General features: G+C 61.7%; 18 protein-coding genes. 10 read left to right on the forward strand and 8 right to left on the reverse strand.

Annotated features, from left to right (window positions below; genetic code table 11):
• Positions 1–12 precede the first annotated feature (12 nt).
• A complete protein-coding gene (locus tag DLD99_RS12855; protein WP_114882541.1) occupies positions 13–177 on the forward strand; it encodes a DUF2986 domain-containing protein in 165 nt (54 codons plus the stop codon).
• Positions 178–288: 111 nt separating this feature from the next.
• Here DLD99_RS12855 and DLD99_RS12860 read toward each other — a convergent pair whose 3' ends face one another.
• On the reverse strand, positions 289–1,176 hold the full coding sequence (locus DLD99_RS12860; protein ID WP_208647521.1) for an AraC family transcriptional regulator: 888 nt from the start codon (positions 1,174–1,176) through the stop codon (positions 289–291).
• Positions 1,177–1,315: 139 nt separating this feature from the next.
• Here DLD99_RS12860 and DLD99_RS12865 point away from each other — a divergent pair, with 139 nt between their 5' ends.
• The 3 genes from DLD99_RS12865 to DLD99_RS12875 are packed head-to-tail and all read left to right on the forward strand — an operon-like array spanning position 1,316 to position 3,462.
• The gene (locus DLD99_RS12865) at positions 1,316–2,059 is read left to right on the forward strand and encodes an SDR family NAD(P)-dependent oxidoreductase (RefSeq protein WP_114882543.1); all 744 of its coding nucleotides are present in this window, start codon (positions 1,316–1,318) and stop codon (positions 2,057–2,059) included.
• Positions 2,060–2,086: 27 nt separating this feature from the next.
• Complete coding sequence (locus DLD99_RS12870; RefSeq protein ID WP_114882545.1) at positions 2,087–2,488, forward strand: VOC family protein; 402 nt, start codon at positions 2,087–2,089, stop codon at positions 2,486–2,488.
• Complete coding sequence (locus DLD99_RS12875; RefSeq protein ID WP_114882547.1) at positions 2,485–3,462, forward strand: saccharopine dehydrogenase family protein; 978 nt, start codon at positions 2,485–2,487, stop codon at positions 3,460–3,462. Before DLD99_RS12870 ends, DLD99_RS12875 begins: the two co-directional genes overlap by 4 nt.
• 29 nt (positions 3,463–3,491) lie before the next feature.
• Here the strand turns inward: DLD99_RS12875 and DLD99_RS12880 are convergent, their stop codons facing one another.
• The gene (locus DLD99_RS12880) at positions 3,492–5,870 is read right to left on the reverse strand and encodes a DUF3772 domain-containing protein (protein WP_114882549.1); all 2,379 of its coding nucleotides are present in this window, start codon (positions 5,868–5,870) and stop codon (positions 3,492–3,494) included.
• A gap of 156 nt (positions 5,871–6,026) precedes the next feature.
• On the opposite strand from DLD99_RS12880, the gene DLD99_RS12885 reads away from it, so the two are divergent.
• The 5 genes from DLD99_RS12885 (at position 6,027) to DLD99_RS12905 (ending at position 12,464) form a co-directional block, all read left to right on the forward strand.
• Entirely contained in the window at positions 6,027–6,368 is a 342-nt protein-coding gene (locus DLD99_RS12885; protein ID WP_114882551.1) for a hypothetical protein, read from the forward strand.
• A gap of 99 nt (positions 6,369–6,467) precedes the next feature.
• A complete protein-coding gene (locus DLD99_RS12890; protein WP_114882553.1) occupies positions 6,468–7,718 on the forward strand; it encodes a TolC family protein in 1,251 nt (416 codons plus the stop codon).
• Entirely contained in the window at positions 7,715–8,962 is a 1,248-nt protein-coding gene (locus tag DLD99_RS12895; protein WP_114882556.1) for an efflux RND transporter periplasmic adaptor subunit, read from the forward strand. Before DLD99_RS12890 ends, DLD99_RS12895 begins: the two co-directional genes overlap by 4 nt.
• Entirely contained in the window at positions 8,959–12,117 is a 3,159-nt protein-coding gene (locus DLD99_RS12900) for an efflux RND transporter permease subunit (RefSeq protein ID WP_114882558.1), read from the forward strand. Before DLD99_RS12895 ends, DLD99_RS12900 begins: the two co-directional genes overlap by 4 nt.
• The gene (locus tag DLD99_RS12905; RefSeq protein ID WP_114882560.1) at positions 12,114–12,464 is read left to right on the forward strand and encodes a copper-binding protein; all 351 of its coding nucleotides are present in this window, start codon (positions 12,114–12,116) and stop codon (positions 12,462–12,464) included. Before DLD99_RS12900 ends, DLD99_RS12905 begins: the two co-directional genes overlap by 4 nt.
• 55 nt (positions 12,465–12,519) lie before the next feature.
• On the opposite strand, the gene arsH is transcribed toward DLD99_RS12905, so the two are convergent.
• The 6 genes from arsH to DLD99_RS12935 form a co-directional block, all read right to left on the reverse strand.
• The gene (gene arsH, locus DLD99_RS12910) at positions 12,520–13,209 is read right to left on the reverse strand and encodes an arsenical resistance protein ArsH (RefSeq protein ID WP_114882563.1); all 690 of its coding nucleotides are present in this window, start codon (positions 13,207–13,209) and stop codon (positions 12,520–12,522) included.
• An 11-nt stretch (positions 13,210–13,220) separates the two neighbouring features.
• Positions 13,221–13,691, reverse strand: a complete 471-nt coding sequence (locus DLD99_RS12915; RefSeq protein WP_114882565.1) for an arsenate reductase ArsC — start codon at positions 13,689–13,691, stop codon at positions 13,221–13,223.
• 9 nt (positions 13,692–13,700) lie between these two features.
• Positions 13,701–14,048 (reverse strand): metalloregulator ArsR/SmtB family transcription factor, encoded by a 348-nt coding sequence (locus tag DLD99_RS12920; RefSeq protein ID WP_114882567.1) that lies wholly within the window; start codon positions 14,046–14,048, stop codon positions 13,701–13,703.
• Between the two features lie 109 nt (positions 14,049–14,157).
• A complete protein-coding gene (locus DLD99_RS12925; RefSeq protein WP_114882569.1) occupies positions 14,158–14,778 on the reverse strand; it encodes a LysE family translocator in 621 nt (206 codons plus the stop codon).
• A gap of 43 nt (positions 14,779–14,821) precedes the next feature.
• The gene (locus DLD99_RS12930) at positions 14,822–15,289 is read right to left on the reverse strand and encodes a metallophosphoesterase family protein (protein ID WP_114882571.1); all 468 of its coding nucleotides are present in this window, start codon (positions 15,287–15,289) and stop codon (positions 14,822–14,824) included.
• Between the two features lie 47 nt (positions 15,290–15,336).
• Positions 15,337–16,473 carry a tetratricopeptide repeat protein gene (locus DLD99_RS12935; protein WP_114882573.1) on the reverse strand — a complete coding sequence of 379 codons (1,137 nt, stop codon included), beginning with the start codon at positions 16,471–16,473 and terminating at the stop codon, positions 15,337–15,339.
• A gap of 194 nt (positions 16,474–16,667) precedes the next feature.
• Here DLD99_RS12935 and DLD99_RS12940 point away from each other — a divergent pair, with 194 nt between their 5' ends.
• Positions 16,668–17,399: an NAD-dependent epimerase/dehydratase family protein gene (locus DLD99_RS12940; RefSeq protein ID WP_114882575.1), complete on the forward strand. Its 732-nt coding sequence runs from the start codon at positions 16,668–16,670 to the stop codon at positions 17,397–17,399.
• Positions 17,400–17,528 lie beyond the last annotated feature (129 nt).

Raw genomic sequence — 17,528 nt, forward strand, 5'->3', positions numbered from 1 at the left:
GGGCAAGACGCCATGAACCGCCAAAAGAAACTGCAACAACTCTTCAAGGAAAAATCCAGAAAGGCCAACGCCAAACTGGCACCGAAAAGCAACAAGCCCAAGTACATCAGCAAGGCTGATCGCTTGAAGATGGAAGCTGAAGCCAGCCAGGAGCGGAGCCTTTCCACTGAAGAGTGATGTGCTTTCTTTAAAGGGGACAGATCTATTTTCAGAAAATAAATCTGTCCCCTTTTGTGTTGTCCCCTTTTGTGGTCCCCTTTTGTGTTTGTGGTGCCTTTTGTGGTGGGTTCAACCGCTTCGGGTTTCCCCGAGTATCCGGGCCGCGTCCCGCGAGGGGGGCAAGCCGAATACCCGTGCGTAGTCACGGCTGAACTGTGTAGCGCTTTCATACCCGACTTCGAACGCCGCCTGGGTGACATTCCTGGTACTCGCCACCATCAGCGTTCGGGCTTGCAGCAGTCGAACCCGCTTTTGATATTGCAATGGGCTCAGCGCCGTAACGGCTTTGAAGTGTCGGTGGAAGGCTGACACGCTCATTGACGCAAGCCGAGCCAGATCGTCCACCCGGATCGGTTCGGCAAAGTCCTGTCGTATGTACGCAATGGCCAGGTTGACGCGCGCCATGGCGCTGTCGGGGGCGGCGATGTCACGCAGCATCCAGCCATGGGGGCCTTGCAGGACACGGTACAGAATCTCCCGCTCGTAGACCGGCGCCAGTGCCGCGATTTCTTCAGGTTTTCCCATCAGGCGTAGCATGCGCACCCAGGCATCCATCAAGGACGGGGTGACAGCCGCCACCGAAAAACCGGTGTCTTGTTCATGTTGGCCGAAGGGTTTGGGCAGATCGGCCAGCAGCGTCGTCAAGACAACCGGATCAAGCGTCAGACTGACCGCCAGGTACGGCTCGCCGGCAGAAGAGGGGTGGACCTGGCCGACTGCCGGCAGGTCGATGGACATGACAAAGTAGGTCGCCGGGTCGTAATGCAGCGTACGGTCGGCGATGGTCATGGTTTTGCTGCCTTGCAGAATCAGGTTGATCATCGGTTGGTAAACCGCCGCCAGCAAATGCTCGGGGATTTCGCCCTGAACCATGGCGACGCGCGGAATACCCGTTTCCGTACGGCGGTTTTCGGCGTGTCGGGCCAGGGTACGAAGTTCTGTCAGTTGGCTGTTCATGCCGAGCATCTGACCCCACGCGAATACGTCCACGCAAGCAAAAAGCAGAAACAGGCAGGTTTCGAAGAGGAACAGCTGCGCTCGCCGCCCGCCCGATGGCTACTGTGGTGACTCACCCCAAACGACATTGGAGCAGCGCATGAGCGTTATCGTTATTACCGGCGGCAGCCGTGGCATCGGCGCCAGTGCGGCCGAGCAATGTGCCCGGCGCGGTATGGGCGTCATCCTGACTTATCAACGCAATGCCGACGCGGCAGCCTCTGTTGTCCAGGGTATCCAGGATTCGGGCGGCAGCGCCGTGGCGCTTCCACTGGACGTGGCCGACGTCAGCCAGTTCGACGATTTCCGCCAGAAGGTCGTGCACGCACTACAGGCCACCTGGGGTGTGGAAAGACTGTCCGGGCTGGTCAACAACGCCGGCCACGGCTTGTTCAATTCGCTGGAAACGGTGACCGAGGCGCAGTTCGACGGTTTATTGAACGCCCACCTCAAGGGCCCGTTTTTTCTCACACAGACCCTGCTGCCGCTAATGGAGGAGGGTGCCAGTATCGTCAATCTGACCAGTGCGACCACCCGTGTCGCAACAGCGGGCGTGGCGCCATATGCCGCCGCCAAGGGTGGGCTTGAGGTCCTGACGCGTTACATGGCCAAGGAGTTCGCGGATCGCCGGATTCGGGCCAACGCGGTTTCGCCGGGCGCGATACGCACTGAATTGGGCGGCGGTTTGAATGATGAGTTCGAGGCCTTGCTGGCCTCGCAAACGGCCCTCGGCCGGGTGGGCGAGCCGCAGGACGTCGCTCGCGTCATTTCCCTGTTGCTGTGCGAAGAGAGTGGCTGGATCAACGCCCAATCCATTGAAGTCGCGGGCGGCTATTTCATCTGAACCGATCATTGAACGCGAGGCGGCACCATGCTTGATCATATTTTTCTGTCAGTCAGCGATATCCAGCGCTCCATTGATTTCTATACGGCTGTATTGACCCCCCTGGGCATCACCGCCAGGCTCGATTACGACGGCAAGGACGGCCCGCCGGGGCATCCCGACCTGAAAGGTTTCGGTGCCCATGGCCGGATGTTTTTCTGGTTGCGCGCAGGTGTAGTAGAGGGGCGGGCAGTGCATGTAGGTTTTGTCGCCAGCAGCAAGGCCGAGGTAGACGCGGCTTACGCGGTGGCCATTGAACGGGGTGCTGTCGACAACGGCCCGCCGGGCGCACGCTTGCATTACGACCCCGACTATTACGCGGCCAACGTCCTCGATCCGGACGGTTACAGCCTGGAATTCGTCTACAAAAAATGGCAGCACGCCCAATGAGTAAGCTAATGATCTACGGCGCGACGGGTTACACCGGGCGCATGGCGGCCGAGTACGCTCGGTCGTTGGGCCTCGATGTCGTCATCGCCGGCCGGACAGCGGAAAAACTCCAATCCCTCGCCGCGCAACTGGACGTGCCTTATCGAGTGTTCGCTACGGATGCCGTCGAAGCAGAGTCTCTGGAGGGCGTTGCAGTACTGTTGAACTTTGCAGGGCCGTTCGCGCAGACGGCGGACATTTTCATGCAGGCGTGTATCAAGGCCGGGGTGGACTATCTGGATATCACCGCAGAGATCAATGTCTATCGGCGGGCCGAGCAACTAGGCGCCGAGGCCGCGAAGGCCGGTGTCATGTTGCTGCCTGGCGTCGGCTGGGATGTGGTGCCGACCGATTGCCTGGCGATGCATGTCGCTCGACGCGTACAGGAACCGCGTTCACTGAAGATCGCCCTGCAAGTGGCCGGCTCCATGTCTCGCGGGTCGGCTCTGAGCGTCGGTGAAATCGTTGGCGCGGGCCTGCTGGCCAGGGTCGACGGACAACTGGTCGCCACGCCCGATGCAGAGCCCCGCCACTTCGATTTCGGCGACGGGCCGGTGGTTTGCGTACCGCTATCGTTCGGCGACCTGGTCACCGGTTGGCACTCCACCGGCATTCCCGACATCGCCATGTATGTGCACATCAGTGGCGACGCGTTTCCCGAGGGCGATCTGTCGCTGTTGCCGGACGGCCCTAGCGCCGAACAGCGTGAGGCTCATCGCGCCCGTGCGGTGGCCGAGGTCTCTGGCGTCAACGGCAGTGCCGGGCGGTCGGTCATTGAAACGGTCAACGGCTATACCTACACACCGTTGGTGGCCGTGGAGGCTGCTCGTCGAGTGTTGGCGGGGGAACGGCGGCCAGGTTTTGAAACACCGGCTCGGGTATTCGGCATCGAGTTTGCCCAGAGCATTGCAGGAACAACCGTGACTGACTTCTAAAACCATCGGGACGACGAGCCGCCTTTCCATCAAGTACTCGGCGGCTTCGCCAACTCAATCCCCGCCGCCCCCAGCCGCTTGAGAATCTCGAACAACAGATCACTCTTGGTCTTGCCGACAATCCGCGGGCTGTCGACGTAACCGGTCACGGTCAACGTGATGCCTTCGGGCGAAAGCTTGCTGAACCGCACGAAAGGCGCCGGTTTGCCGAGGATGGTTTCGTGCTCTTTGTAGGTGTCGAGCAGCAGGCCTTTGACCTGTTCGGGGTCGATGTCCAGCGGGAACATCAGCTCCAGCGTCGCCACGCCCTGGGCGCTGCCGCCGAGGGTGACATTGCGCAGGTTCTGCGAGATCAGTTGCGAGTTGGGCACGATCACGATGGAGCGGTCGCTGAGCTGGATTTCCGTGGCGCGCACGTTGATCCGGCGGATGTCGCCCTCGACGCCGCTGATGCTGATCAGGTCGCCCACCTTGACCGGGCGTTCGGTGAGCAGGATCAGCCCGGAGACAAAGTTCTTCACGATCTCCTGCAGACCGAAACCGATACCTACCGACAGTGCGCTGACGATCCACGCCAGGTTGGTCCACTGCACGCCCAGCGACGACAACGTAAGCAGAATCACCACCGCGTAGCCGATGTTGGAAAACAGCGTGCTGAGCGACGCGCACATGCCCGGGTCCATGTCAGTCTTGGGCAGGAACTCGTTGTCGAGCCAGCGGCGCAGAGCACGGATCAGGTAAATGCCGATCAGCAGGGCGAGTATGGCGTTGAGCAAATGCCCGGGAACGATGTTCAGTTTGCGCAGGCCGGCACCGCCGAGAATGGTGCCGATGCTGTTGGCCAATTGACCCAGCGTGGTGCCGATGCCGCCCACGAACAGCGTGATCACCGCCAGCAACAGCAACGCCGCCCGGCCCACACCGGCCAGCAGGGTCGAGGCCTGTTCGAGGCGCCGGTCGCCGACGCCCAGCAGTTGCTTCAAGGCCTTGCCGCTGGAGTGGCGGGGCGAGAAGACGTATTCGCAGCTGTCCTTGAGCAACTGCATCAGCAGGTAGAAACCGGACAGCACGATAAACGCCCACACCAGTTCATAGGTGATGAACCGCGCCAGCGATACGTAGCCTGTCAGCAACGCGCCGAGGGAAATGACCATCGCCAGTGTGGTTACGGTGTAAATCACTCCGGCAAGGGTGTTGCCCGCCACCTGGGCATCCCCGGCCGCCGCCAGCGCCTTGCGCACCTTGCCGACGCGCATCAGCAGCACAGTGACAATGGCCAATACCACCAGCGCGATCACACCGCGGCCGGTGATCACGATCTGGCTGCTCATGCCGGACGAGTTGCCGACCTGCACCGCCGTTACCAGCACCAGCAGCGTCGCGGCGAGGACCCTGGCGAAGGGCTTGAGCGTGAGCGCCACCGGTTCGGCTATCGCCGGCAGCCGCCATGACGGGTGCTCGGTGGACAGCAAGGCGCGGCTCAGGCTGGTGATCATCACGCAGGCGTACACGACTTTCTGGAATTCGTCGGAGAACGTCGCCAGCATCGGCGGCAGCGGCACATGCCGGGTACAGGCGTAATACAGCAACTCCAGGGCAATCGCAGTGGTCGCCAGTGTCGCCAGCGCCGAGGCGAAGGCCAGCGAACTGCGGCGCAAGCGGCCTTCGGGCATGCGATGGATGCACACCCACGCCAGCCAGCGGTCGGCGAGCCGTCGGCCCAGGGTCCAGACCAGGAAGGACAGCACCACCAGCACGCTGGTGTAGAACCGTTGCCCCGGTTGCCAGGCCTCGGTGCCGGTTTCCTTGATCTGGTCGACAAACATCTGCAGGCGCTGGCGGTCGGCAGGGTCGGGATCGATCATCGGCGACCAGAAATCAGGGCTGAGCACGCTGTCGGTGCGCAGGGTGAGTTCGCTTTCCAGCAACGTGCGGCGAATGCCGGCGATCTGGGTGATCAGATCGGTGGCGTTCTGCTTGAGCGTGGCCAGGTTCTTCAGCGCGGTATCGACCTTGTTCTTCTGCTCGATCAGCGCCGCCCGTTGTGCGGCGATATCGGCCTGCTCGGCGGCCACCGTTTCCGTCGGTGCCGCGCCCAGCACGCCCAGTTGTACGGTCAGTTGTGCCTGCTGCGGCAACAGCGAAGCCGACAGCCGATCAATGTCGAGAATGAACGTCTGCACCCGATCCTGGGGGCCTTCGAGCTGGTTGTAATTGTTGGCGGACGAGATCTGCTGCTTGAGGCCGTCGAGGCGTTGCTGCAAGGCTTGCAGATCATTCTGGGTGACGCCGGGGAGCGGGGCGCCGCTGTCGGGCGAGGGCGACAAATCTGCGGCCGACACCGTAGCCAGCCCCGGGACAAGCAGGATCAGGGCGACGAACATCAATGACTTCAATGCGTTGCGCATGGGACTGGCGATTCCGGTTGAACACACAATCAATGAGGTTAGGTGATCGTTCGAGCGCTGCATGATTTTCCGCTGCTAATCCTGGCTTAATGCTCATCCGCTGATATCGCCGGCATCCGATTGTGAATCCCGTTTCTCGCAACTAGACTTCCGGCCATGAAACGCTACCTGCGGTTTTGTCTCGTCTTCCTGATCAGCCTGGCGCTTCCCCTCAGCGGGATGGCGGGCGTGCAGGCACCGACAGAACCCTGCCCGATGCAAGCCATGGGCATGGCGATGATGGATGGCATGGGGATGGATTGCTGCAAGGACATGAAAAGTCCTGCCGACCATGGCACGCCCTGCAAACCAGGCCAGGAGTGCAAGACCGGCGGCCTGCTGCAAGTCGCGATCCTCAAGCCGCCCGTCACCGTGTTCAGCCCCGTTGCGCATTCTTTCTTCAGTGATTCCCTGCCCGTAGCGACCCCGTCCGGGGTCTGGCGACCGCCCCGCGTCTGATTCCTGTCCCCCTTGAAAACTCATTCCGCCCCGGCGGAGTGGATTGGCTGTGCGCGTGTTTTACGCCGCGCACAGCGGACGATCACAGGAATCGTAAACATGAAATTCAAGTGCACAGGTTGGCCCTTCGCGGCCGGCCTTGCGGCAAGCGTGCTTGCGTGGCCGGGTTTCGCCGCCGCGCTGACACTCGATGAAGCGCTGCGACTGGCGGAAACCAATGCGCCGTCGCTGAACGCTCAAGATGCAAAAATCCAGGCTGCCAGCAGCGCCGCCATTCCGGCGGGGGAGTTGCCCGATCCGAAACTGGTGCTGGGCGTGCAGAACTATCCCGTGGGCGGCCCGGATCGCTATAGCCTCGACAAGGACTTCATGACCATGCAAATGGTCGGCTGGCGCCAGGACATGCCCAACGGCGACAAGCGCAAGGCGCGCATCGAAGTCGCCGAGGCGGGCGTCGAGCGCGCGGCGGCGGAACGTCGCGTCGAACGGTTGAAGGTGCGTCAGGCCACGGCGCTGGCGTGGATCGGCAGCTATTCGGTGGAGCGCAAACAGGCGCTGCTTCAGGACTTCTACAAGGAAAACCGCCTGCTGAGCGATACCGTGCGGGCGCAGATCGCCGGTGGCCGGGCACAACCTGCGGACGCCGTGACGCCGAAGCAGGAAGCCGCCCGACTGGCCGAGCAAGAAGACAACCTGACGCTGGAACGCACCCAGGCCCGGGCGGCGCTCAAGCGCTGGATCGGCACCGCCGCCAACGACAAGCCCGAAGGCAGCCTGCCGCAATGGTCGGTCGAGCCCGCCACCTTCAATCATCAACTGCAACACCATCCGGAACTGGCCGCGTTTGCGCCCATGGCCCGCGAAGCGCAGGCGAAGGTGCAGGAAGCCGTGTCCGAGAAAAAGTCCGACTGGAGCTGGGAAGTGGATTACCAGCACCGTGGCCGCGAGTTCGGCGACATGGTCAGCGTGCAGTTTTCCTGGGATCTGCCGCTGTTTCCCGAATCGCGGCAGAACCCGAAGATCGCCGCCCGCCAGGCTGAACTCAGCCAGATCGAAGCGGAACGCGAAGCTCTGTCCCGGGAGCACACCGAACAACTGGAAAACGAGCTGGCCGACTACGCGCGCCTCGACCGGGCGGTGCTGCGCAACCAGCAAAGCCTGGTGCCGCTGGCCAAAGAAAAGGTCGACTTGGCACTGGCCAGTTATCGCGCCGGCAAGGGCGATCTGAACGCCGTGGTCAGCGCCCGCCGTGAACTTATCGAAGCGCGCCTCAAACAGATCGACGTGGAAGAACAGCGCGCACTGACCGCTGCGCGTCTGCATTTCGCTTACGGGGAGAGCAGCCTGTGAACCTACCAAAACACAACAGATTCTGGCTGGCCGGCGTCGCCCTTGCGGTGGGTGTTGCTGCGGGCTACGGCGTGGCTTATCAGCGCATACCTGGCTCAACCGGTACGGCAGCGGAGCAGGGCGCCGAAGCCAAGGCCCTGTACTGGTACGACCCGATGTACCCGCAACAGAAGTTCGACAAACCGGGCAAGTCGCCCTTCATGGACATGCAACTGGTGCCGCGATACGCCAGCGAAGGCGCAGGCAATGCGACGGTGAGCATCGATCCGGGCCTGACCCAGAATCTGGGGCTGCGCACGGCAATGGTTGTGCGCGGACGGTTTTCCTCCAGTCTCGACGTGACCGGTGTGCTGGCCTTCAACGAGCGCGATGTGGCGGTGATCCAGACCCGCACCAGCGGTTTTGTCGAACGGGTCTACGCCCGGGCGCCGGGGGATGTGCTGGCGGCGGGTGCGCCATTGGCGGACATTCTCGTACCGGACTGGGCGGCAGCGCAGACCGAGTTTCTGGCCCTCAAGCGCAGCGGCGACCGGGAGCTGATTTCGGCGGCGCGCCAACGACTGCAACTGACCGGCATGCCATCGAGCCTGATTGCCCAGGTGGAACGCAGCGGCAAGGTTCAGCCGAACCTCACCGTCACCAGTCCGGTGGGCGGCGTGGTACAGGAGCTCAACGTGCGCACCGGCATGACCGTGGCGAGCGGCGAGACGCTGGCGCGAATCAATGGTCTGGGCAGTGTCTGGCTCGCCGTGGCGGTGCCGGAAGCGCAGACCGGTTCCATCACCGAAGGGCAAGCCATCGAGGCGCGGTTGCCGGCATTTCCCGGCACCGTGTTCAACGGCAAGGTCAGCGCGATTCTGCCGGACACCAACCCCGACAGCCGCAGCCTGCGCGTGCGGGTCGAAATGACCAACGCCGAAGGTCGCTTGCGTCCGGGGATGACCGCTCAGGTCCGGCTGAACCGCTCGACCGGGCAGGACAGCCTGTGGGTGCCGAGCGAAGCGGTGATCCGCACCGGCAAGCGCGCTTTGGTCATGCTGGCCGAGGACGCGGGTCACTATCGCCCGGTGGAGGTGCGGCCCGGACAGGAAAGCGACGGCAAAACGCTGATCCTCCAAGGCCTGGAAGAAGGGCAGAAGGTCGTGACTTCCGGCCAGTTCCTGCTTGATTCCGAAGCCAGCCTGAAGGGCATCGTCGCCGCGCCGCTTGAGACGGATGGCCAAGCCTTGGGGAGCCAGCCATGATTGCCGCGCTGATTCGCTGGTCCGTGGCCAACCGCTTTCTGGTGCTGCTGGCGACGCTGTTCGTCACCGGTTGGGGTGTGTGGTCGGTGCAGAGCACGCCGATCGATGCACTGCCGGATTTGTCCGATGTGCAGGTGATCATCCGCACGTCGTACCCCGGGCAGGCGCCGCAGATTGTCGAGAACCAGGTGACCTATCCGCTGACCACCACCATGCTCTCGGTGCCGGGGGCGAAAACCGTGCGCGGCTATTCGTTCTTTGGTGACAGCTTTGTGTACGTGCTGTTCGAGGACGGCACCGATCAGTACTGGGCGCGCTCGCGGGTGCTGGAATACCTGAGCCAGATCCAGAGTCGTCTGCCGGCCAGTGCCAAACCGGCGCTGGGCCCGGATGCCACCGGGGTCGGCTGGATCTATCAGTACGCCCTGGTGGACCGCAGCGGCCAGCACGATCTGGCGCAGTTGCGGGCGTTGCAGGACTGGTTCCTCAAGTTCGAGCTCAAGACCCTGCCCAACGTCGCCGAGGTCGCCACCCTCGGCGGTATGGTCAAGCAGTATCAGGTGCAGCCCGATCCGGTAAAACTGGCCAGCCTCGGCATCACCCTGGCGCAGGTGCGTGAAGCCATCGGCAAGGCCAATCAGGAAACCGGCGGTGCGGTGCTGGAAATGGCCGAAACCGAGTTCATCGTGCGCGCGTCCGGCTACCTGAAAACCCTCGATGACTTCCGGGCGATCCCGCTCAAACTCGGTGCCGACGGGGTGCCGGTGACTTTGGGCGATGTCGCCACGGTCCAGACCGGACCGGACATGCGCCGGGGCATCACCGAACTGGACGGCCAGGGCGAGACCGTCGGCGGCGTGGTGGTCCTGCGCAGCGGCAAGAACGCCCGGGAGACCATCGCGGCGGTCAAGGCCAAACTCGAGGACATGAAAAGCAGCCTGCCGCCCGGCGTGGAGATCGTCACCACCTACGATCGCAGCAAGCTGATCGATCGCGCCGTGGACAACCTCAGCCACAAACTGCTCGAAGAGTTCATTGTTGTGGCGCTGGTTTGCGGGATCTTTCTCTGGCACCTGCGTTCGTCACTGGTGGCGATCATCTCGTTGCCGGTGGGTGTGTTGATTGCGTTCATCGTCATGCGCCATCAGGGGCTGAACGCCAACATCATGTCGCTGGGCGGGATTGCCATCGCTATTGGTGCGATGGTCGATGCGGCCGTGGTGATGATCGAGAACGCGCACAAGAAAATCGAGGCATGGCATGCCGCCAATCCCGGGCAGGAACTCAAGGGCGAGCGTCATTGGCAGGTGATGACCGACGCGGCAGCAGAGGTAGGGCCGGCGCTGTTCTTCTGCCTGTTGATCATCACGCTGTCGTTCATCCCGGTGTTTACCTTGCAGGCTCAGGAAGGACGGTTGTTCGGCCCGTTGGCGTTCACCAAGACCTACGCCATGGCGGCGGCAGCGGGGCTGTCGGTGACGCTGGTGCCGGTGTTGATGGGCTACTGGATTCGCGGGCGGATTCCGGATGAGCGCCACAATCCGCTCAACCGTTGGCTGATCCGGATCTACCAGCCCGCGCTGGATGCAGTGTTGCGCCGACCGAAGTTCACACTGCTGGTGGCGCTGCTGGTGTTCGTCAGTGCGGCGTGGCCGGTTTCGCGACTCGGGGGTGAGTTTCTGCCGCCGCTGGACGAAGGCGATCTGTTGTACATGCCGTCGGCACTGCCGGGGCTGTCGGCGCAGAAAGCTGCGCAATTGCTGCAACAGACTGATCGGCTGATCAAGACTGTGCCCGAGGTCGAGCATGTGTTCGGCAAGGCCGGCCGCGCCGAAACGGCTACCGATCCGGCGCCGCTGGAGATGTTCGAAACCACGATCCAGTTCAAGCCCCACGAGCAATGGCGCCCGGGCATGACCCCGGAAAAACTCGTGGAAGAACTGGATCGCGTGGTGAAGGTACCGGGGCTGACCAACATCTGGATTCCGCCGATCCGCAACCGCATCGACATGCTCGCCACCGGGATCAAAAGTCCTATCGGTGTAAAAGTCGCCGGCAACGATCTGGCCCAGATCAATGCCGTGACCCAGGCCGTCGAGCGTGTGGCCAAAGACGTGCCCGGCGTCAGTTCGGCGCTGGCCGAGCGACTCACCGGTGGCCGCTACATCGACGTCGATATCGACCGCAACTCTGCCGGCCGTTACGGGCTGAACATCAGTGATGTGCAGTCCATCGTCGCGGGGGCCATCGGCGGCGAATCTATCGGGGAAACCATCGAGGGACTGGCACGTTTCCCGATCAACATCCGTTACCCGCGAGAGTGGCGCGATTCGCCCGGTGCCCTGGAGCAACTGCCGATCTACACACCTTCGGGCAGTCAGGTCACCCTCGGCATGCTGGCGAAAATCCGGGTCACGGACGGCCCGCCGATGCTCAAGAGCGAAAACGCCCGACCGTCCGGCTGGGTGTACATCGATGTGCGCGGTCGCGACATCGCTTCGGTGGTGGGTGACTTGCGTCGTGCGGTCAGCGAACAGGTGAAATTGCAGCCCGGCATGAGCCTGAGCTACTCGGGGCAATTCGAGTTTCTCGAACGGGCCAACGCTCGCCTGAAACTCGTGGTTCCAGCCACGCTGCTGATCATCTTTGTGCTGCTCTACCTGACCTTCGCCCGCTTCGATGAAGCGCTGCTGATCATGGCCACGTTGCCGTTCGCCCTGAGTGGCGGTGCGTGGTTTCTCTATCTGCTGGGCTACAACCTGTCGGTGGCCACCGGGGTCGGCTTCATTGCACTGGCCGGGGTTTCCGCCGAGTTCGGCGTGATCATGCTGCTCTACCTGAAAAATGCCTGGGCCGAACGCGAAGATGGCGGCGACCACACCGAGCGCGGGCTGGTCGCGGCGATTCGTGAAGGCGCCGTGCAGCGCGTGCGCCCCAAAGCCATGACCGTGGCCGTGATCATCGCCGGCCTGTTGCCGATTCTGCTCGGCAGCGGCACCGGCAGCGAAGTCATGAGCCGTATCGCCGCGCCCATGGTCGGCGGCATGGTCACCGCGCCCCTGTTGTCCCTGTTTGTCATACCGGCGGCATATCGACTGATGCGCCGTCGTCACTTGTCCGTTCAAACCCTCCCACCTGAAGGAAAAACCTCATGAAACTGATCCCGATTACCTTTGCAGGCACGCTGGTTGCGTTCGCTTTTACTGTGCAGGCAGAAGACATGCCCGGCATGAAAATGGACGACATGCAGGGCATGCAAATGCAGTCCGCCACGCAACAGGCACCTGCCGCGAATGCCGAGGGCACGATCAAGGCCATCGATGCCACGAAGCACACCGTGACCATTGCACATGGCGCCGTTGCTGCCTTGCAGTGGCCGCCGATGACCATGGGCTTCGCGGCGACTCAGGAACAACTGGCCGGGTTGACGGTGGGCGACCGGGTGAGGTTTTCGTTCCGGATGGAGGGCAGCAAGGCGACCATCGTGTCGATCAACAAGTAAGCGTGTGACGTAAAAAAGCCGGCGCGAATCATCGCGCCGGCTTTTATTCAGGCTTTCAGATCGAGCGCTGATTGACCCGCTGCATCAGCTCTTCCGCCGACTCCTTGCGCTCCGAGTAGCGATCTACCAGATCCGGGCGATCGCGCAACAGCAGCGTGAACTTCACCAACTCTTCCATTACATCCACCACCCGGTCGTACAGCGCCGAAGGCTTCATGCGGTTGCCTTCATCGAATTCGAGATAGGCCTTGGGCACCGACGATTGATTGGGGATGGTGAACATGCGCATCCAGCGTCCCAGCACCCGCAGTTGATTGACCACGTTGAACGATTGCGAGCCGCCGCAGACCTGCATCACTGCAAGGGTCTTGCCCTGGGTCGGGCGCACTGCGCCAAGCGCCAGCGGTACCCAGTCGATCTGTGCCTTGAACACCGCCGACATCGCGCCGTGACGTTCGGGCGAGCACCAGACCTGGCCTTCGGACCATTGCATCAGCTCAAGCAACTCCTGAACTTTCGGATGGTCGCCGGGCGCGTCATCCGGTAGCGGCAAACCCGATGGATTGAAGATCCGCGTTTCGGCGCCGAAGTGCTCCAGCAGCCGGGCGGCTTCTTCCACCAGCAAACGGCTGAAAGAGCGTGGGCGGGTCGAGCCGTAGAGCAACAGGATGCGTGGCTTGTGCGCGCCATCGTTGCGGGTGGTTTTCTGAATCAGTGAAGGGTCGAGATTGGGCAAGTCGGTCATGACGGCTCCGGTCAAAGCAGGCTGATGCGGTCGAGCTCGCACTTGAGGGCAGCGCGGTCGAGTTCGGCGAAGGGCAGGGCGAGGAAGGCCCGGCAGCGGGTTTCGATTCGGGCGAGGGTGGCGTGGAAGGCTGCGTTGATAGCGGTCTCATCGCCATGCACTTCCGACGGATCCTCCAGTCCCCAATGGGCTTTCAAGGCCGGGCCGAAGTACACCGGGCAGGCTTCGCCAGCGGCCTTGTCGCACACGGTGATGACAATGTCCGGCGGGTTGTCTTCGAAGGCGTCGTTGCCCTTGCTGGTCAACCCGGCGATGGAAATGCCGGCCTCCTGCAACGTGGTCAGGCTGCGCGGCAGCACCTGGCCTTTGGGGAAGCTGCCGGCACTGACCGCCTCGAAACCTTGCGGCGCCAGGTGATTGAACATCGCTTCGGACAGAATGCTGCGGCAGCTGTTGGCGGTGCACATGAATAGAACGCGCATGATCGGTCCTCAGCAGCAGGCGGATGTATTGAGCGGGCGATCGCCCATGGCGGCGAGCCGCGCGCTGTTTTCTTCCAGCCACGCGGTGTTGGCGGCGAGGGTTGACTGCAACATCTCGCGTACCCATTCCGGTAACTGCGGATTCAGTCGGTAATACACCCACTGGCCCTGACGCCGATCCAGCAGCAGGCCGCAGGTGCGCAGTTGTGCCAGATGACGGGAGATCTTTGGCTGGCTGTCGTCGAGTGCGCAGACCAGCTCGCAGACGCACAACTCGCCTTCACGGGTGATCAGCAACGTGGCCCGGGCGCGGGTTTCGTCGGCGAGGCATTTGAAAACGGTGGCGGGGGTGAGCATGAAGGTGCCCTGGATACATATGGGGTTTCGAATATACGGATATCCATATGTTTAGGGCAAGCGCTTGAATCGATGAAACTGCACGTGTCGACAGAAGGCGTTGGACGGCTTACCGCTTGCTGAAGGCCAGCCGCGCGGCAAACAGCACGAAAATCACCCCGGTGGTGCGATCCATCCAGCGAATCACCTTCTCCCGGCGCAGAAACCCCGACAGCGGCTGCGTCGCACCAATCAGCACCAGCGACCAGATCAATCCCAGTACCACATGAATGCTCACCAGCCCGAACGTCCACGGCACCAGCGGCTGCCCTTGCGGAATGAACTGGGGCAGGAACGACACGTAGAAAATCCCCACCTTGGGATTGAGCACATTGCCCAGCATGCCCTTCAAGAACCAGTTGCCCCCCGGCTTGCCATTGGTTTCGGCGGGCGCCAGCGAGCGGCGAGGGCGCAGCAGCATGTTCAACCCGAGCCACGCCAGATACGCCGCACCGCAGTACTTCAGCAGGTTGTAGGCCAGCTCCGACACCGCAATCAACGCCCCGAGCCCGAATGCCACCGCTGCACCCCATAACAGGCAACCGGCGTTGATGCCCAGCGCAGCACGCAAGGCCTGCTGTTTGCCTTCGACGGTGGCGGTGCGCAGGACCAGCGCGGTGTCGAGGCCGGGTGTCAGCGTCAGCAGCGTGGCGGCGAGGGTGAAGGCGAGGAGGTTGTCGGCGATGGACATGGCGCGAGGGTTCCCTGTTCTGGATGGGGGAACGGTAGCGGTTTCAGGCGGGGGGATCCAGCAGGGAAACGAGGCGGGGTTCGATAGCGTCGGGCTGTATCTCCAGGATCGCCAGCGTGACCGGCAGTTTGAAGCGACGAGGGCCGGCGCTGCCCGGGTTGACGTAGAGACGCTCACCACGCCATTCAATAAGCGGTTTGTGGGAGTGGCCGGTGATGATGAGTTTTACGCCGGGGTCGAGATCGCCGGGAACGTCGGCGATGTCGTGGACGAGCAGGGTTTGCCAGCCGTTGAGGGTGAACGTCAGCAGGTCGGGGATCTCGTTGGCCCAGGGGCTGTTCAGATCGTTGTTGCCGCGCACGGCGTGGACGGGGGCGATTTCGGCCAGCCGGGCGAGGATGTCCGGGTTACCGATGTCGCCGGCGTGGATGATCCGGTCGCAGCCTTGCAGCGCGGCGAGGGCTTCAGGGCGCAGGAGGTTGTGGGTGTCGGAGATGAGGCCGATCTTCATTCGGAACTCCGGATTGAGTGGGGCCGGGATAATGGCATCCACTGAATTCAGCCTGTCGGCTCCGCGGGTTTCGCTACCTGTTGGCTTGTCAGATCACTTTGCAGTTCCCTGAGGCCCGCCGGGCTTGAGTAGAGTTTTTCCATAGCCAGTACCTCGGTCAGTTGTTCCGGCGAAAGTGTTTTCTCTTCCTGCTCAAGCTCCACACGCATGGGGCCTGCGATGTTCTCAGGCAGCGTCTGTTTGAGCGCTACACGCAATAACCCGCAAGCCTTGCGCTTGTTCTTCTCGAAGCCTTTCCCGTTATCGAGATGAACGGCAAGGGTAACGAGCGACACAGCATGCCCCTGAAGGGCTGCCTGCAACAACCAGTGATTCGCCAGTGGATAGTTCACCGGCACATCGGCACCGCTACTGTAAAGGTGACCGAGGACGAACTGTGCGTTGACCCGGCCCTGTTCTGCCGCGCGGGTATACCAATGCAATGCTGCGGGCAGATCTTTGGGAGTACCAGCGCCAACGCCGTTGAAATAGGCTACTCCCAACAATTCGGATGCCTGGCTATCGCCGGCAGTGGCCGCTTGGGTGAGTAATTTCACGGCGAGTCGAGGGTCTGCTGAAACTCCGCTACCAAACAAATAGAGAGTGCCCAGTAATGTCAGAGCCTCGTTATCGCCCTGAGCCGCTGCTTTGCTGGCCCAGTTGAAAGCCTGCCGCGGGTCTGCCTCGATACCGCTGCCTTTGTAATAGAGGGAGGCGAGTTGACGTTGAGATTTGGCATGTCCTTGTTCTGCAGCCTTGCGAAACCACGTAGCGGCCTGGGCAAAGTCCCTCGGTATTTCCAGGCCCGCAATGCTTGAAACCCCCATGAAATATTGGGCGTCTGCGTTCCCGTGCTCCGCCGATTCGCTTATCAGCCGCAGGCCCTTGGGTCGATCAACGTCTACACCACGACCGTAATATTCAATGAGGCCGAGCTTGAATTGTGCGACAGGGTCTCCCTTTGCTGCTCCTTTCAAGTACCACTCTGCGGCTTTGCCAGGATTGCGGCCAACTACCAGACCTTCCTCATAGGCTGAGGCGATCAAGGTAGTGACGCTGTAAGGGCTGCGCCACAGCGTTATGAAGAAGGACACAACAATAAACGCAAGAATGCTGAGCAACAGAGCAATTGAAAACCGGCGCAATTTTGAACCCGTTCATAAAGTGGTGAGCGGGGGAGTGTATCGATGCTTTTTCGTAATGCCCACTATTGGTGGTTCTGGCCTGTTCGCCTCCGCGGACAATATGCGGCGTTCACACTTTTCACTCAGAATGAATGTTGTGAACGGGTCACAAGCCTGAGAGGCTGGCGTGAGGTTTACCACAAGGACATACGGACATGAGCACGCCAGAAATTTTGATCACGGGGGCTTCGGGCCAGATCGGCAGAGCTTTCTGGACAGCGCGAGACGATAAATCCGATTTGCGTCTGGCCGATATAGACGTGGCAACACTTCCGCACGCGGCACAACGTTTCTCTCTCGACATCAGGGATCAGGCCAGTTGTCTCGAAGCCTGCGAAGGCATGCACACCGTGATCCATCTCGCTGCTGATCCGAACCCGGACGCCGACTTCACGTCTTCGCTACTGCCTGTGAATATTATCGGCACTTACAACATGCTGTTCGCCGCCAAAGCGCAAGGCTGCAAGCGCTTCATATTCGCGAGCAGTGCCCAGGCGATCGAAGGATATCCGAAAGACGTCCAGATCCATGAATGGATGGCACCTAAACCTGGCAACCTTTACGGGGTCAGCAAAGCGTTTGGCGAAGCGCTGGCCTCAATGTATGCAAACGATGGGCAAATGACCACAATCGCGGTCCGCATTGCGAACGTAGCCAGATTTCACGCCGGAGAAGCCCACAGCCCCCGGGACGTGGCGGCATTTATCAGCTACAGGGATGTCGTTGCGTTACTGGAGCGATGCGTCGAGGCAGATCTGAGCGGGTTCCATGTTGTTCATGGCGTCTCGGATAACCGTTATAAACGGCTTTCAATTGATCAGACCAGAAAAACCGTTGGGTACGCGCCGCTTGATGATTCATTCGAGATTCTGGAAGGGCGTGCTTGATCGAATTGGGTGCAGCACTTGGCCCTCTATGCAGATTGCTCGCACTCACATTGCTTGAGATCAACACGTTGCTGGGGGATTACCCGGGAAGTGATGTGGACGCGCTTACGGCCAGAAACGGGATTCGAT

Origin of the sequence: Pseudomonas kribbensis (assembly GCF_003352185.1) — a bacterium.
Lineage (GTDB): Bacteria > Pseudomonadota > Gammaproteobacteria > Pseudomonadales > Pseudomonadaceae > Aquipseudomonas > Aquipseudomonas kribbensis.

Excerpts from the sequence above, each read along its gene's own strand:
- DLD99_RS12855 (WP_114882541.1), top strand. The coding sequence starts at position 13 with ATGAACCGCCAAAAGAAACTGCAACAACTCTTCAAGGAAAAATCCAGA.
- DLD99_RS12860 (WP_208647521.1), bottom strand. The coding sequence starts at position 1,176 with ATGAACAGCCAACTGACAGAACTTCGTACCCTGGCCCGACACGCCGAA.
- DLD99_RS12865 (WP_114882543.1), top strand. The coding sequence starts at position 1,316 with ATGAGCGTTATCGTTATTACCGGCGGCAGCCGTGGCATCGGCGCCAGT.
- DLD99_RS12870 (WP_114882545.1), top strand. The coding sequence starts at position 2,087 with ATGCTTGATCATATTTTTCTGTCAGTCAGCGATATCCAGCGCTCCATT.
- DLD99_RS12875 (WP_114882547.1), top strand. The coding sequence starts at position 2,485 with ATGAGTAAGCTAATGATCTACGGCGCGACGGGTTACACCGGGCGCATG.
- DLD99_RS12880 (WP_114882549.1), bottom strand. The coding sequence starts at position 5,870 with ATGCGCAACGCATTGAAGTCATTGATGTTCGTCGCCCTGATCCTGCTT.
- DLD99_RS12885 (WP_114882551.1), top strand. The coding sequence starts at position 6,027 with ATGAAACGCTACCTGCGGTTTTGTCTCGTCTTCCTGATCAGCCTGGCG.
- DLD99_RS12890 (WP_114882553.1), top strand. The coding sequence starts at position 6,468 with ATGAAATTCAAGTGCACAGGTTGGCCCTTCGCGGCCGGCCTTGCGGCA.
- DLD99_RS12900 (WP_114882558.1), top strand. The coding sequence starts at position 8,959 with ATGATTGCCGCGCTGATTCGCTGGTCCGTGGCCAACCGCTTTCTGGTG.
- DLD99_RS12905 (WP_114882560.1), top strand. The coding sequence starts at position 12,114 with ATGAAACTGATCCCGATTACCTTTGCAGGCACGCTGGTTGCGTTCGCT.
- arsH (WP_114882563.1), bottom strand. The coding sequence starts at position 13,209 with ATGACCGACTTGCCCAATCTCGACCCTTCACTGATTCAGAAAACCACC.
- DLD99_RS12915 (WP_114882565.1), bottom strand. The coding sequence starts at position 13,691 with ATGCGCGTTCTATTCATGTGCACCGCCAACAGCTGCCGCAGCATTCTG.
- DLD99_RS12920 (WP_114882567.1), bottom strand. The coding sequence starts at position 14,048 with ATGCTCACCCCCGCCACCGTTTTCAAATGCCTCGCCGACGAAACCCGC.
- DLD99_RS12925 (WP_114882569.1), bottom strand. The coding sequence starts at position 14,778 with ATGTCCATCGCCGACAACCTCCTCGCCTTCACCCTCGCCGCCACGCTG.
- DLD99_RS12930 (WP_114882571.1), bottom strand. The coding sequence starts at position 15,289 with ATGAAGATCGGCCTCATCTCCGACACCCACAACCTCCTGCGCCCTGAA.
- DLD99_RS12940 (WP_114882575.1), top strand. The coding sequence starts at position 16,668 with ATGAGCACGCCAGAAATTTTGATCACGGGGGCTTCGGGCCAGATCGGC.